The organism is Microlunatus aurantiacus (assembly GCF_039536605.1).
GTDB classification, from domain to species: Bacteria; Actinomycetota; Actinomycetes; order Propionibacteriales; family Propionibacteriaceae; genus Microlunatus; species Microlunatus aurantiacus.
Genome location: NZ_BAAAYX010000004.1, coordinates 93,008 through 105,984, shown reverse-complemented (window position 1 = coordinate 105,984; position 12,977 = coordinate 93,008). Strand labels below are relative to the sequence as shown.

At 72.0% G+C, this 12,977-nt stretch carries 10 protein-coding genes; 4 read left to right on the top strand and 6 right to left on the bottom strand.

From position 1 onward, the window contains the following. Positions 1 to 84 precede the first annotated feature (84 nt). Complete coding sequence (gene treS, locus ABD714_RS08355; protein WP_344811855.1) at positions 85 to 2,322, top strand: maltose alpha-D-glucosyltransferase; 2,238 nt, start codon at positions 85 to 87, stop codon at positions 2,320 to 2,322. An 85-nt stretch (positions 2,323 to 2,407) separates the two neighbouring features. Here treS and ABD714_RS08350 read toward each other — a convergent pair whose 3' ends face one another. From ABD714_RS08350 to kdgD, 4 genes are read right to left on the bottom strand one after another with little or no spacing between them, the layout of a single operon-like run. Next, on the bottom strand, positions 2,408 to 3,715 hold the full coding sequence (locus tag ABD714_RS08350; RefSeq protein WP_344812253.1) for an enolase C-terminal domain-like protein: 1,308 nt from the start codon (positions 3,713 to 3,715) through the stop codon (positions 2,408 to 2,410). A 31-nt stretch (positions 3,716 to 3,746) separates the two neighbouring features. Continuing rightward, complete coding sequence (locus ABD714_RS08345; RefSeq protein WP_344811854.1) at positions 3,747 to 4,982, bottom strand: L-talarate/galactarate dehydratase; 1,236 nt, start codon at positions 4,980 to 4,982, stop codon at positions 3,747 to 3,749. Between the two features lie 43 nt (positions 4,983 to 5,025). Beyond that, positions 5,026 to 6,621: an aldehyde dehydrogenase (NADP(+)) gene (locus ABD714_RS08340; protein ID WP_344811853.1), complete on the bottom strand. Its 1,596-nt coding sequence runs from the start codon at positions 6,619 to 6,621 to the stop codon at positions 5,026 to 5,028. Between the two features lie 2 nt (positions 6,622 to 6,623). After that, on the bottom strand, positions 6,624 to 7,538 hold the full coding sequence (kdgD, locus tag ABD714_RS08335; protein WP_344811852.1) for a 5-dehydro-4-deoxyglucarate dehydratase: 915 nt from the start codon (positions 7,536 to 7,538) through the stop codon (positions 6,624 to 6,626). A 99-nt stretch (positions 7,539 to 7,637) separates the two neighbouring features. Between kdgD and ABD714_RS08330 the strand changes: the two genes are divergently transcribed. Further along, positions 7,638 to 8,519: a LysR family transcriptional regulator gene (locus ABD714_RS08330; protein ID WP_344811851.1), complete on the top strand. Its 882-nt coding sequence runs from the start codon at positions 7,638 to 7,640 to the stop codon at positions 8,517 to 8,519. A 23-nt stretch (positions 8,520 to 8,542) separates the two neighbouring features. After that, positions 8,543 to 8,980 (top strand): VOC family protein, encoded by a 438-nt coding sequence (locus ABD714_RS08325; protein ID WP_344811850.1) that lies wholly within the window; start codon positions 8,543 to 8,545, stop codon positions 8,978 to 8,980. On the opposite strand, the gene ABD714_RS08320 is transcribed toward ABD714_RS08325, so the two are convergent. Both ABD714_RS08320 and ABD714_RS08315 read right to left on the bottom strand, forming a co-directional pair. Then, a complete protein-coding gene (locus tag ABD714_RS08320; protein WP_344811849.1) occupies positions 8,977 to 9,948 on the bottom strand; it encodes a phosphotransferase enzyme family protein in 972 nt (323 codons plus the stop codon). The two genes, ABD714_RS08325 and ABD714_RS08320, sit on opposite strands and share 4 nt — an antisense overlap. Continuing rightward, positions 9,945 to 11,489, bottom strand: a complete 1,545-nt coding sequence (locus ABD714_RS08315) for a PucR family transcriptional regulator ligand-binding domain-containing protein (RefSeq protein ID WP_344811848.1) — start codon at positions 11,487 to 11,489, stop codon at positions 9,945 to 9,947. Before ABD714_RS08315 ends, ABD714_RS08320 begins: the two co-directional genes overlap by 4 nt. 111 nt (positions 11,490 to 11,600) lie before the next feature. On the opposite strand from ABD714_RS08315, the gene gabT reads away from it, so the two are divergent. Beyond that, complete coding sequence (gene gabT, locus ABD714_RS08310) at positions 11,601 to 12,950, top strand: 4-aminobutyrate--2-oxoglutarate transaminase (protein WP_344811847.1); 1,350 nt, start codon at positions 11,601 to 11,603, stop codon at positions 12,948 to 12,950. Positions 12,951 to 12,977 lie beyond the last annotated feature (27 nt).

The following is a 12,977-nucleotide window of genomic DNA, read 5'->3' as shown; positions in this document are numbered from 1 at the left end:
CCGTGGAGACCTGCGGCATCCGGGCGGGCTTCGAACGATTGCCCGCCGGGCCGGGCTGCGGTCGCAACCACTAGCGTTGACCGGGTGAATGAGCGAGTCGAGAAGCCCGAGCCGTCGACCGACGCCGACGAGGCGACGACCCACGAACCGAGCGAGGTCAGCTACGACGAGCAGTTCTACCCGGCCCGTCCGCGCCGGCTCCGCCCCCGCGCCAGGCTGCGGCTGTTCGCCCGGCGACCCAAGGAGCAGATCGGCCGGCCGAGCGGGGACAACGAGCACTACGTGTCCTGGCTCGTCGACCAGTCGATGCTGGCCGACGCCACCGAGTTCGCCCGCAAGCTGTCCGGTCAGGGCAGCATGTGGCAGAACCCGTTCGCCAACCCGGACGCGCGGGCGGCCATCGACAAGACGTCGGTCTGGTTCACCGCCTACCCGATCTCGATGATCACCAAACCGGGCAGCTCGTTCCTGGGCACGCTCGGCGACCCGGACCTGTGGGAGGCGTTCCAGGCGATCGGCATCGACGGTCTGCACACCGGCCCGGTCAAGAAGGCCGGCGGGTTGGACGGCTGGGACGCCACCCCCAGCATCGACGGCCACTTCGACCGGATCAGCACCCAGATCGACGTCGAGTTCGGCACCGAGGACGAGTTCCGGGCCATGTGCGAGGTGGCCACCGCCCACGACGGCACCGTGATCGACGACATCGTCCCCGGCCACACCGGCAAGGGGGCCGACTTCCGCCTGGCCGAGATGAAGGTCGGCGACTACCCGGGCATCTTCCACATGATCGAGATCCCCGAGGACGACTGGCACCTGCTGCCGCGGGTCCCCCGCGGACGCGACTCCGTGAACCTGGACGCCGAGGCCGAGAACCAGCTGCAGAAGGCGGGCTACATCATCGGCCGGCTGCAGCGGGTCATCTTCTACGAGCCCGGTCTCAAGGACACCAACTGGAGCGCCACCGCTCCGGTGCTGGGGCCGGACGGTGTCGAACGGCGCTGGGTCTACCTGCACTACTTCAAGGAGGGTCAGCCCTCCATCAACTGGCTGGATCCGTCCTTCGCCGGCATGCGGTTGGTGATCGGCGACGCCCTCCACTCCCTGGGCGACCTGGGCAGCGGAGCACTGCGCTTGGACGCCAACGGCTTCCTCGGTGTCGAGCGCAACACCGACGACTCCCCGGCCTGGTCGGAGGGGCACCCGCTGTCCGAGGCCTCCAACCAGTTCATCGCCAGCATGGTGCGCAAGGTCGGCGGCTTCACCTTCCAGGAGCTCAACCTCTCCATCACCGACATCGCCCGCAGCTCGGCCCGCGGTGCCGACCTGTCGTACGACTTCGTCACCCGCCCCGCCTACCACCACGCCATGGCCACGGCGGACACCGAGTTCCTGCGGCTCACCCTGCACGTCGCCGCCGAGCTGGGGGTCGAACCGGTGCAGCTGGTGCACGCGCTGCAGAACCACGACGAGATGACGTACGAGCTGGTGCACTTCGCCGCCGTGCACAAGGACGAGGTCTTCGACTTCCGCGGCGAGCAGGTGCTCGGCGGCGACCTGGCCGTGCTGATCCGCGGGGAGCTGACGGACCGGCTCACCGGCGAGGCCGGTCCCTACAACTCGACCTTCACCCAGAACGGCATCGCCTCGACCACGGCGACGATCATCGCGGCCTCCCTCGGGTTCACCGACATCGACAACCTGTCGACCGACCAGGTCGACGAGATCCAGAACGCGCACCTGCTGCTGGCCATGTTCAACGCCTGGCAGCCTGGGGTGTTCGCGCTGTCCGGCTGGGACCTGGTCGGCGCCCTCACGCTGGAACGGAAGCAGGTGGCGGCGCTGGTCGCCTCCGGCGACACCCGCTGGATCCACCGCTCGGCGTACGACCTGATGGACTACCAGCCCGCCGCGACCGAGTCGACGTCCAAGATGCCCCGCGGTCGGAGCCTGTACGGCACCCTGCCCGACCAGCTGGTCGACCCGCGGTCGTTCGCCTCCCGCCTGGCCGCGATCCTCCGGGTCCGCAACCAGTTCGGGCTGGCCACCGGAACCCAGCTGGACGTCCCGCAGGTGTCCAACCGCGCGATGCTGGTCATGGTCCACCAGCTCGACATCGGTCGCCAGATCACGGTGCTCAACTTCGCCGCCCAGCCCATCTCCGGCACCGTACGGTCAGAGCACCTGCCGCCCCGCTCGGTGGTGGTGGACATGACCACCGGCATCCAGGTGGGCGAGGTGGACGACCTGCACAGCTTCGCCATCTCACTGGAGCCGCACGAGGGGCTCACCCTGCTCGTCGGTGAGCCGCAGGACGACTGAGCGCTGCCGACCAGACGCGCCCCACGGCCGGTCCCGGACTGCGCCGCCCGGGGACGCTGGTGCCCCGCTGACCTGGGCTCGTGGTTCACCGCACCAGGCAGGGTCGGCGGGGGTCGAACGTCCACCCGGGGACCAGGCCCTGCATGGCGGCGGCGTCGTCGCGACCGCCCAGTCCCTGCTCCAGGTACAGCTCGTGGGCAGCCTCGATCCGGTCGACGTCGAGCTCGACACCCAGACCCGGGCGGTCGGGCAGCCTGATCTCGCCGCCGACGATCGGCAGCGGCTCGGTGGTCAGCCGCTCGGTGCCCTCCTGCCAGATCCAGTGCGTGTCGAGCGGCGTGTACGCACCGACCGCCGCCGCGCCCACCTGGGTGATCATCGCGAGCGAGACGTCGAAGTGGTTGTTGGAGTGCGAGCCCCAGACGAGGCCACGGTCGGCGCACACCTGCGAGACCCGGACCGAGCCCTGCATCGTCCAGAAGTGCGGGTCGGCCAGCGGGATGTCCACGCTGTGCAGCGCGAGGGCGTGGCCCAGCTGCCGCCAGTCGGTGGCGACCATGTTGGTGGCCGTGGGCATCCCGGTCGCCCGCCGGAACTCGGCCAGGATCTCCCGACCGGAGAAGCCGTCCTCCGCTCCGCACGGGTCCTCGGCGTAGGTGAGCACGTCCCGCAGACCGTCAGCCACCTCGATCGCCTCGGCCAGCGACCAGGCCCCGTTGGGATCCAGGGTGATCCGTGCCTCGGGGAACCGGTGCTTCAGTGAGGTGACGGCCCTGGCTTCCTCGGCGCTCGCGAGCACGCCGCCCTTCAGCTTGAAGTCCTGGAAGCCGTACCGGTCGTGGGCTGCTTCGGCCAGTGCCACGATCTTCTCCGGGGTGAGCGCCTCCTCGTCCCGCAGCCGGTACCAGTCGTCGGCCGCCTCGGGGTCGGAGCGGTAGTCGAGATCGGTCCGGGTGCGGTCCCCGAGGTAGAACAGGTAGCCCAGCATCCTGACCGTGTCGCGCTGCTGTCCGGCGGGGCCGAGCACCGCGGCGACCGGCAGGTCGAGGTGCTGACCCAGCAGGTCGAGCAGGGCCGCCTCGATCGCGGTCACCGCGTGGATCGTGGTGCGCAGGTCGTAGGTCTGCCGACCTCGACCGCCGGCATCCCGGTCCGCGAACGTGGACGAGACCTGGTGCAGGGTCGCGCGGTAGTCCGGCACCCGGGAGCCGACCACCAGCGCCTCGCTGTCCCGCAGGGTCGTGGTGATGTTCTCCCCGCCCGGCACCTCACCGGCCCCGACCCGGCCCGCCGAGTCCTCGAGCACGAGCAGGTTGCGGGTGAAGTACGGCCCGTGCGCACCGCTCAGGTTGAGCTCCATGCTGTCGTGCCCGGCCACCGGGTAGACGGTCATCCTCACCACGCGGGGAACGGTCATGACCGGGTCAGGGCCGCCGGCCGAACTCCGCGGTGCCCACGGTCCAGGCGGCGGCCTGCTCGCTGAGGGTGAAGCCGAGTCCGGGGCGGTCGGACACCCACATCCGGCCGTCGCGGGTCTCCAGGTGCTCGTTGAACAACGGATCCAGCCAGTCGAAGTGCTCGACCCAGGGCTCGATCGGGTACGCGGCCGCGAGGTGGCAGTGGATCTCCATGGCGAAGTGCGGGGCGATCTCCAGCTGCTTGGACTCGGCCAGCGCGGCCAGCTTGAGGAACTGGGTGATGCCGCCGATGCGGGGGGCGTCGGGCTGCACGATGTCGGCCGCCCCCACCTCGATCAGCCGGGCGTGCTCGGCCACGCTGGCCAGCATCTCGCCGGTGGCGATGGAGGTGTCCAGCGAACGGGCCAGCTGGGCGTGGCCCTCGGCGTCGTACGCGTCCAGCGGCTCCTCGATCCAGACCAGACCGAACTCCTCGAAGATCCGGCCCATCCGCATCGCCGACGCCCGGTCCCACTGCTGGTTGGCGTCCACCATCAGGGGCACGTCGTCGTCCAGGTGCTCCCGCACCGCGGTCACCCGGGCCACATCCGTCCGCCAGTCCGGCTGACCGACCTTCAGCTTGATGCCGCCGATGCCGCTCTCCAACGCGGCTGCCGAGTTCTCGAGCACCTGCTCGATCGGGGTGTGCAGGAACCCGCCGGAGGTGTTGTAGGTCCGGACCGAGTCGCGGTAGCTGCCGAGCAGCTTGCTCAGCGGCAGCGAGGCCCGCTTTGCCTTGAGATCCCACAGGGCCACGTCGAACGCGGCGATGGCCTGGGTGGCCAGCCCGCTGCGACCGACCGAGGCGCCGGCCCAGCAGAGCTTGACCCACAGCTTGCCGATGTCGCTCGGGTCCTCACCGATCAGCACATCCGCGATCTCCTTGGCGTGCGCGAACTGCCCCGGGCCGCCGGCGCGCTTGGAGTAGGAGAAGCCGATCCCGCTGTGACCGTTCTGGGTGGTCACCTCCACGAACAGGAACGCCACCTCGGTCATCGGCTTCTGCCGTCCGGTGAGCACCTTGGCGTCGCTGATCGGAGTGGTCAGCGGCAGGGTGATCGAGGAGAGCTTCAGGTGGGCGATCCGGTCCACGGTCGAGATACCGGGGGCGGCGGCGAGCAGGGTGGCGTTCGGAGCCGACAGTGCACTTGCTGGGGAGGGGGCGCTGACCGGGGCGGGGGCGGCGGTCGTGATGGCGGTCATGATGAGGGGTTCCTCTCGGGACGTTCGCGGGCGGGGGAGGTGATCAGGACCGGCGGACGCCGTCGACCAGGGCGGGCACGTCCGCGGCGCGGTGCAGCTCGGGCGGCAGCAGGTCCTCGGGCACGTCCTGGTAGACGACCGGGCGCAGGAACCGCTCGATGGCCCGGGTGCCGACCGAGGTCGTCGCCGGCGCGGAGGTGGCCGGGAACGGTCCGCCGTGCACCATCGCGTGGCCGACCTCGACGCCGGTCGGCCACCCGTTCACCAGGATCCGGCCGGCGACGAGCTCGAGCTCGCCGATCAGCTCGGCGGCCAGGTCGTGGTCGGACTCGGCCAGGTGCACGGTGGCGGTCAGCTGACCCTCGAGACCGCCGACGATCTGCCGGAGCTGGTCGACGTCGCGCACCCGCACCACCAGGGAGGTGGGACCGAACACCTCGCCGGCCAGCGCGGGGGTGGTCAGGAACGTGTCGCCGTCGGTGACGAACAGCCGGGGCAGCCCGGGGAACGCGAGCTCCGGGTCGACCGTCCCCTGACCGACGGTGTCCACGCCGGCGGTGGCGGCCATGGCGTCGGCGCCGCGGTCGAGCGCCCCGGCGATGCCGGACGTCAGCATCGGGCCGGCGGTCACCTCGGCCACGGCTGCCGACGCGGCGGTCACGAAGGCGTCGGTGTCCGGGCCGTCCAGCGCGAAGACCAGACCGGGTTGGGTGCACAGCTGGCCGGCCGAGCCCGTCACCGAGGTGGCGTAGGTCGCTGCCGTCGCCGGCCCCCGGGCGGCCAGCGCCCCGGGCAGCAGGAAGACCGGGTTGACCGAGGACATCTCCGCGTAGACGGGGATGGGTGCGGGGCGTCGCTGTGCGGCCGCGACCAGGGCCAGCCCGCCACCACGCGAGCCGGTGAACCCGACCGCCTGGATCCGGGGGTCGGCGACCAGGGCGGTGCCCAGCTCGTGGGTGGTGCCGTGCAGCAGCGAGAAGGTGCCCTCGGGCAGGCCGTGGTCGACCACGGCCGCCCGGATGGCCCGACCGACCAGCTCCGACGTCCCCGGGTGCGCCGGGTGGCCTTTGACCACGACGGGGCAGCCCGCCGCCAGGGCCGAGGCGGTGTCGCCACCGGCCACCGAGAACGCGAGCGGGAAGTTGCTGGCCCCGAACACCGCCACCGGTCCCACCGGCACGGAACGCTGGCGCAGATCCGGGCGGGGGAGCGGACTGCGGTCGGGCAACGGGGTGTCGACGCGGACACCGTGCCAGCCGCCGTCGCGCAGCACGGTGGCGAAGAGTCGGAGCTGACCGACGGTGCGGGCCAGCTCGCCGGCCACCCGGGCCGCCGGCAGACCCGTCTCGGCGGTCACCCGCTCGGTGAGTGCGCTGCCGAGGGCCTCGACGTGGGCGGCCACGGACTCCAGGAACGCGGCCCGCTGGTCACCGGTGGTCCGGCGGTAGACGGGGAAGGCAGCGGCGGCCAGGACGGTCGCGCGCTCCACCTCGGCCGGCCCCGCCTCCCCGTACACCGGTTCGAGCTCGGTCCCGCTGACCGGGTCGACGGCGTGGAAGCCGACACCGGCCGGGAGCACGTCAGCGGCACCGATCAGCGAGCTGCCGGTAAGCGCCGGGGCGCCGGGAGCGGTGGACACGATCAGGAGATCCGGGCCACGAGGGCGGCCAGCTCGGCCACCTCGGCCTCGGTCAGGTCGGTCAACGGCGGTCGGACGGGTCCGGCGGGGCGCCCGATGACCCGCATGCCGGCCTTGACGATGCTCACGGCGTAGCCGGCGGTCCGGTTGCGCAGATCGCAGTAGGGGATGACGAAGTCGTTCAGGGCGGCGAACACGTGGGCGTCGTCACCACCGCGGACGGCGGCGTAGAAGTCCAGCGCCCACTGCGGCAGGAAGTTGAAGATCGCCGACGAGTAGGTGGTCAGACCGAGCTTCAGGTACGGCAGCGCGTACAGCTCGGCGGTGGGCAGCCCGCCGACGTAGAGCAGCCGGTCGCCCAGCCGGGAGTAGATCCGGGTCATCTGCTCGATGTCGCCGACGCCGTCCTTGAAGCCGATCAGGTTCGGGCAGTCGGCCGCCAGGCGCTCGACGGTGTCGGCGTCGTAGCGGGCGTTCGCGCGGTTGTAGATGATCACGCCCAGCTCGGTGGAGCGGCAGACCGCTCGCACGTGGTCCTCCAGACCGCGCTGACCGGCCTCGGAGAGGTAGTGCGGCAGCAGCAGGATCCCGTCCGCGCCGGAACGCTCGGCGGACCGGGCGAGCTCGACGGCCATCGCGGTGCCGTAGCCGGCCGGGGCGATCACGGGCAGCTCGGCCGGGGTCTCCTTGACCGCGGCCGTCACGACCTGCTCGACCTCGCCGAGCGTCAGCGAGAAGAACTCGCCGGTGCCGCCGGCGGCGAACAGCCCGGACGCGTCGTAGCCGGACAGCCAGCCGATGTTCTCCCGGTAGGCCGTCTCGTCGAACGCGAGCTCCGCGGTCAGGTGGGTGACCGGGAAGGACAGCAGGCCGGAGCCGAGCTGCTGGGCGACGTCGGTGGGGCTGAAGGCGGTCACGGTGCTCCTGAGAATCGTTCGGCGGATGACCTGAGCCTACGGAGACCGGTGATTCACGTCCAACACTTCTTCTGGATCGATTGATACCTTGAGAGCATCATGTTCACCCTTGATCAGCTCCGTGGGTTCGTCGCCGTCGCCGAGGAGCTGCACTTCGGCCGCGCCGCCGAGCGGTTGCGGATGACGCAGCCGCCACTCAGTCGCCAGATCCAGAAGCTGGAGCGGTCGGTGGGGGTCCAGCTGCTCGAACGGGACAACCGGACGGTCGAGCTCACCACGGCGGGGGCGGCGTTCCTGACCGAGGCGCGCCGGCTCCTCGGTCTCGCCGACGGGGCTCTCGACCACGTCCGACGGATCCACGCCGGCTCGGCCGGCACCGTGCGGATCGGGTTCACCGCCACGGCGGCGTTCGGGGTGCTGCCGTCGCTGCTCAACCGCGTGGGAGCGGCCCACCCGGAGATCGACCTGGACCTGCACGAGCTGGTCACCCGGGACCAGATCGACGGACTGCTCACCGGTGACCTGGATCTCGGGTTGGCTCGGCCGCCGTTCGACACCACGACGTTCGCCTCCCGGGTGCTGCAGCGCGAGGCCCTGCTGCTGGCCGTGCCGACGACGCACCGGCTGGCCACCTCGAGGTCGGTGAGCGCCGAGGACCTCGCCCACGAGCCGCTGATCATGCACGCGCCGACCCGGGCGCGCTACTTCTACGACCTGGTCGTGCGGCTGATCCCGATCGCCGAGCAGAACGTGGTGCACTCGGTCAGCCAGGTCCTCACCATGCTCTGGTTGGTGGCCGCCGGACGCGGGGTCGCATTCGTGCCGGAGTCCGCCGTCCGGCTCGGGATCGAGGGCGTGACCCACCGGCGGATCGCGGGGCTGCCGCCGGCGCCGGTCGAGCTCCACCTGCTCTGGCTGCGCGAGGCGAGCAATCCGGCGCTGCGGATGCTGCTGGACGACGTGTTGGTCGCCGACCGCTGAGTGCTCGTGGCAGGGTTGTCGGCATGCACACCTCGTGGGGCCTCACGATCGACGCGGCGGATCCCCCCAGACTCGCGGCGTTCTGGGCCGACGCCCTCGGCTACGTCGAGGCGGACCCGCCGGACGGGTTCGAGACCTGGAACGCCTGGCTCAAGGACATCGGGGTGCCGAAGAAGGAGTGGAACGACGCGGCCTACCTGTCCGACCCGGCCGGTCAGGGACCCACGCTGTCGTTCCTCAAGGTGCCCGAGGCCAAGACCGTGAAGAACCGGGTGCACCTCGACCTCAAGGTCGGCGGCGGCCGCCACCAGTCACCCAAGAAGCGCCGCTCCCGGATCGAGAAGGTGGTGGAGAAGCTCACCGTCGCCGGAGCGTCGGTGCAGCGGGAGGTCGAGCAGGACGGCGCCCTCGACCACGTGATCATGACCGATCCCGAGGGCAACGAGTTCTGCGTGGTCTAGCCGGCAGGCTCCGCTGAGCCGCTGACGGCGTCGAGCAGCCGGTGGCCGTCGGCGAGGAAGAACGGGTCGTCGGTGAACTCCGTGACCCGTTCCGCGGCGCGACCGCGGGCCAGATCGCCCGAGGCCGCGAGCCACTGCCGGGCCGCCAGCTCGACGAGGTGGTGGAGCACGGCGATCGGCATCGTGAAGTCACCGATCCCGGTCAGCCGCGCCGGCCCGCCGCCGTCGACGTAGGCGTCGTGGAGCTGTCGGGCCCGGGCCGTGGACGTGCCGAACTCGACCAGCACCATGGCCAGCTCCCCGGCCGCGGACGCCGGTCCGCAGTTGTCCCAGTCGATCACCACCGGGTCGGGGGTGGTTCTCCCGGGATCGCCGGGGGCCACGGCCCGGACGTTGTCCGCCCACAGGTCGCGGTGGCAGACGATGACGTCGCGGGGCGGCTGCATGATCGCCTCGCTCGCCGCCAGCTCGTCGGTGACCGCGGCCAGCGCCCCCGCGAACGGAGCCTCGGCCAGCGTCAGCTCGGCCAGCAGCTCCCGCCAGTGGTCCCGACCGACCGGGTCGACGAACCACGGGTCCACCGGGGCGCCCGCCGGTCCGCCCGCGCGGTGGAGGGCCGCCAGTGACCGGCCCAGGGCGCCCGGGTCCAGCTCCCGGTCCGGGGCGGCCAGCTCGACCCAGTCGAAGACCCGCAGGGTCTCCCCGTCGACGTACGCGGCCGGCTCACCGTCCCGCGTCAGCAGCTGCCGCGGGGCGCGGACCCCGGCCGCCTCGGCCCGCAGCTGCAACGCGTACGCCGCCCCGACCTGCGCGGGGTCGATGGGGACCAGCGCCTCCTTGACCGCGTACGCACGACCGCTGCAGGTCAGCCGCCACACCTGGCCCTGCAACCCGCGGTCGACCGGCCCCTCGAGCGTGGCCGGTCGCGGCAGCCCGAACCGGTCGGCGAACCAGTCGCCCGATCTCATCGGTCGCCGCCGGCGGCGGTCAGCATCGCCCACAGCTCGGCCTTGGCCTCGAACGAGTCCAGGTCCAGCCGGATCAGGGTGCCGGCCCGACGTACCTGGGCCTTGAGCGTGTGCCGGTGCATCCCCAGCTCCCGCGCCGCCGGGTCCCACGCCGCGTTCTGTCGCAACCAGGTCTCGAGCACGCGCCGCAGATCCGGCCCGTCCGGAGCGGCCAGCAGCGGGGCCAGACGCTCGCGGGCCAGGCTCTCGATGTCGTCGCGGGACAGCAGGCCGAGGATCGCGCTGGTCTCCAGCTCGATCACGCCGGCGCCCCGGGGAGCTGAGTCGAGCGCGTCCCTGGTCTCGTGCAGGGCGGACACGAGGTCGGCCCACCCCACCGGACGCGACAGGACCACCGGGGTCTGCCGGGCGGCGATCACGTCGGCGGCCGCCCGGGCGGCGCCGGTCCCGACCACGGCGGCGAAGCGGTGCTGCCAGCGGGTGGCCAGCACCCACTGCTGCGACCTCGCCGTCCGGACGGTCAACGCGTGCTCCAGCTCACCGGCGTCGCGGTCCCCGGAGAGCTCGGTCAGCAGCAGGCGGACCGGAGCCTCGGGCAGCTCCCGGCCGGCGGCCACCAGCACGTCCCGGACCGCGTCGACGTGCCCCACCAGGGCTAGCTGGAAGAGCTGGGCGTTCAGGGCCAGGGTGGACTCCTCCCGCCGGGCGGCGTCCTCGACGGCGAACTCGGCCAGCGCCACCGCGCTGGTGATCACCGCGGTGGCCGACGTGTCCGGCCGCTCGGCCACCGCGACCGCGAGCACCCCGCGGAGCTCGTCACGGCGACCGAGGGTCTGCATGGTGACCGTGCGACCGTGGCCGTCCGACCCGGCGCCGTCCTGCCCGACCCCGGCGAGATCGGGCAGCTCCAGGGCGGACCCGGACCGCAGCCGGCGGTGCAGCAGCCGGCGGGCCTCGGTCTGCACGGCGTCGAGCTGAGCCCGGTCGAGCGCCGGGCGACCGTGCTCGGACAGGACCTCCCCGTGGGCGTCGAGCAGCACCACGGTCGCCGCCAGCCGGCGGCTGAGCTCCTCGAGCACCCCGGCGATCCGTTCCGCTGACAGAGCGGCCAGGGACAGCGCCCGCTGGGCGTCCAGGGCCCACAGGTCGCGCGCGTGGTCCTGCGCGGCCCGGGCGTCGGCGATCCGTCGGGCCAGAGCCAGGAACGGGGTCCGGTAGGGGACCTCCAGCAGCGGCAGGCCCTGCGTGACGCAGGCGCCGACCAGCGGTTCGGGGGTGACCCGGACGACCTCGGTGCCGAAGCCGAGCGCCCCGACCCCGACGGCGACCAGACGGGCCACGTAGGCCTCGTACTCACCGGCGGGCGCGTCGGCGGCGAACTGCGTGCCGGTGGTGAGCAGCAGGTTGTCGAGCTCGAGGAAGGGTGTCGGGTCCAGCAGGTCGGAGCTGTGGGCCCAGCCGACCTCGGTGGCGTCGTCTCCCGCCAGCAGTCGCAGACCCAGCGGCCGATCGGCGATCAGGGTGGCGAGACGGGTGGTCACAGCGGCAGCCTAGCCCTCGCGGCCTGCCAAACTGGCAGTCGCTTGGTCTAACTGGCAATGCCTCGCGGGCATACCGTCGGGATCGAGCGACGAGACCCGAAGGAGCTGCTCATGACCGTCACACCCGAGATCCTCACCGGTGGACCCACCCTGCCCCAGGAGCGTCGGCTGGTGACCGCCCTGCCGGGCCCGCGGACCGCCGAGCTGCAGGCGCGCAAGTCCGCCGCCGTCGCCACGGGTGTCGGTGTGACCATGCCCGTCTACGCCGCCGCGGCCGGCGGCGGGGTCGTGGTCGACGTCGACGGCAACTCGTTGATCGATCTCGGGTCCGGCATCGCCGTCACCACGCTCGGCAACGCCGACCCGGCGGTGGCGGCCGCCGTGGCCGACCAGGTCGCCCGCTTCACCCACACCTGCTTCATGATCACCGGCTACGAGGGCTACGTGGAGGTCGCCGAGCGGCTCAACCGGCTGACCCCCGGTGAACACGACAAGCGCACCGCGCTGTTCAACTCCGGGGCCGAGGCCGTCGAGAACGCCATCAAGATCGCCCGGGTGGCCACCAAGAAGCAGGCAGTGGTGGCCTTCGACCACGCCTACCACGGTCGCACCAACCTGACCATGAGCCTGACGGCGAAGTCGATGCCGTACAAGAGCGGTTTCGGTCCGTTCGCCGGCGAGGTCTACCGCGCGCCGATGTCCTACCCCTACCGGGACGGCTTGTCTGGTCCGGAGGCCGCCAAGGCGGCGCTTCTGCAGATCGAGAAGCAGGTCGGCGCCGACAACCTGGCCGCGATCATCATCGAGCCGATCCAGGGCGAGGGCGGCTTCATCGTCCCCGCTCCCGGCTTCCTGGCCGAGCTCAGTGCCTGGTGCACGGCCAACGGCGTCGTCTTCATCGCCGACGAGATCCAGACCGGCTTCGCCCGCACCGGCGCGATGTTCGCCTGCGAGCACGACGGGGTGGTGCCCGACCTGATCACCACGGCCAAGGGCATCGCGGGTGGACTGCCGCTGGCAGCGGTCACCGGTCGCGCCGAGATCATGGACGCCACGCACGTCGGCGGGCTCGGTGGCACCTACGGTGGCAACCCGGTCGCCTGCGCGGCCGCTCTGGCCGCCCTCGACGCCTTCGAGCACGGCGGCCTGATCGAGCGGGCTCGTCAGATCGAGACGATCGCCGTCGAGCGGCTGACCGCGGCGAAGGCGGCGGACCCCCGGATCGGGGAGGTCCGCGGTCGCGGCGCCATGATCGCCATCGAGCTGGTCGACCCGACCACCGGCGAACCGGACGCGAAGCTCACCGCCGCGGTGGCCAAGGCCGCCCACGCCGAGGGTGTGATCATCTTGACCTGCGGCACCTACGGCAACGTGATCCGGCTGCTGCCCCCGCTGTCGATCCCCGACCACCTGCTCGTCGAGGGCCTCGACGTGCTGCTCGCCGGCCTCGCCCGCCACTGACGAACTCTCGAACGACAAGCCCACCAG

Bases quoted from the DNA above. Each gene is read 5' to 3' on its own strand.
- ABD714_RS08325 (WP_344811850.1), top strand. From the start codon at position 8,543: ATGCACACCTCGTGGGGCCTCACGATCGACGCGGCGGATCCCCCCAGA.
- ABD714_RS08320 (WP_344811849.1), bottom strand. From the start codon at position 9,948: ATGAGATCGGGCGACTGGTTCGCCGACCGGTTCGGGCTGCCGCGACCG.
- ABD714_RS08330 (WP_344811851.1), top strand. From the start codon at position 7,638: ATGTTCACCCTTGATCAGCTCCGTGGGTTCGTCGCCGTCGCCGAGGAG.
- ABD714_RS08345 (WP_344811854.1), bottom strand. From the start codon at position 4,982: ATGACCGCCATCACGACCGCCGCCCCCGCCCCGGTCAGCGCCCCCTCC.
- gabT (WP_344811847.1), top strand. From the start codon at position 11,601: ATGACCGTCACACCCGAGATCCTCACCGGTGGACCCACCCTGCCCCAG.
- ABD714_RS08350 (WP_344812253.1), bottom strand. From the start codon at position 3,715: ATGACCGTCTACCCGGTGGCCGGGCACGACAGCATGGAGCTCAACCTG.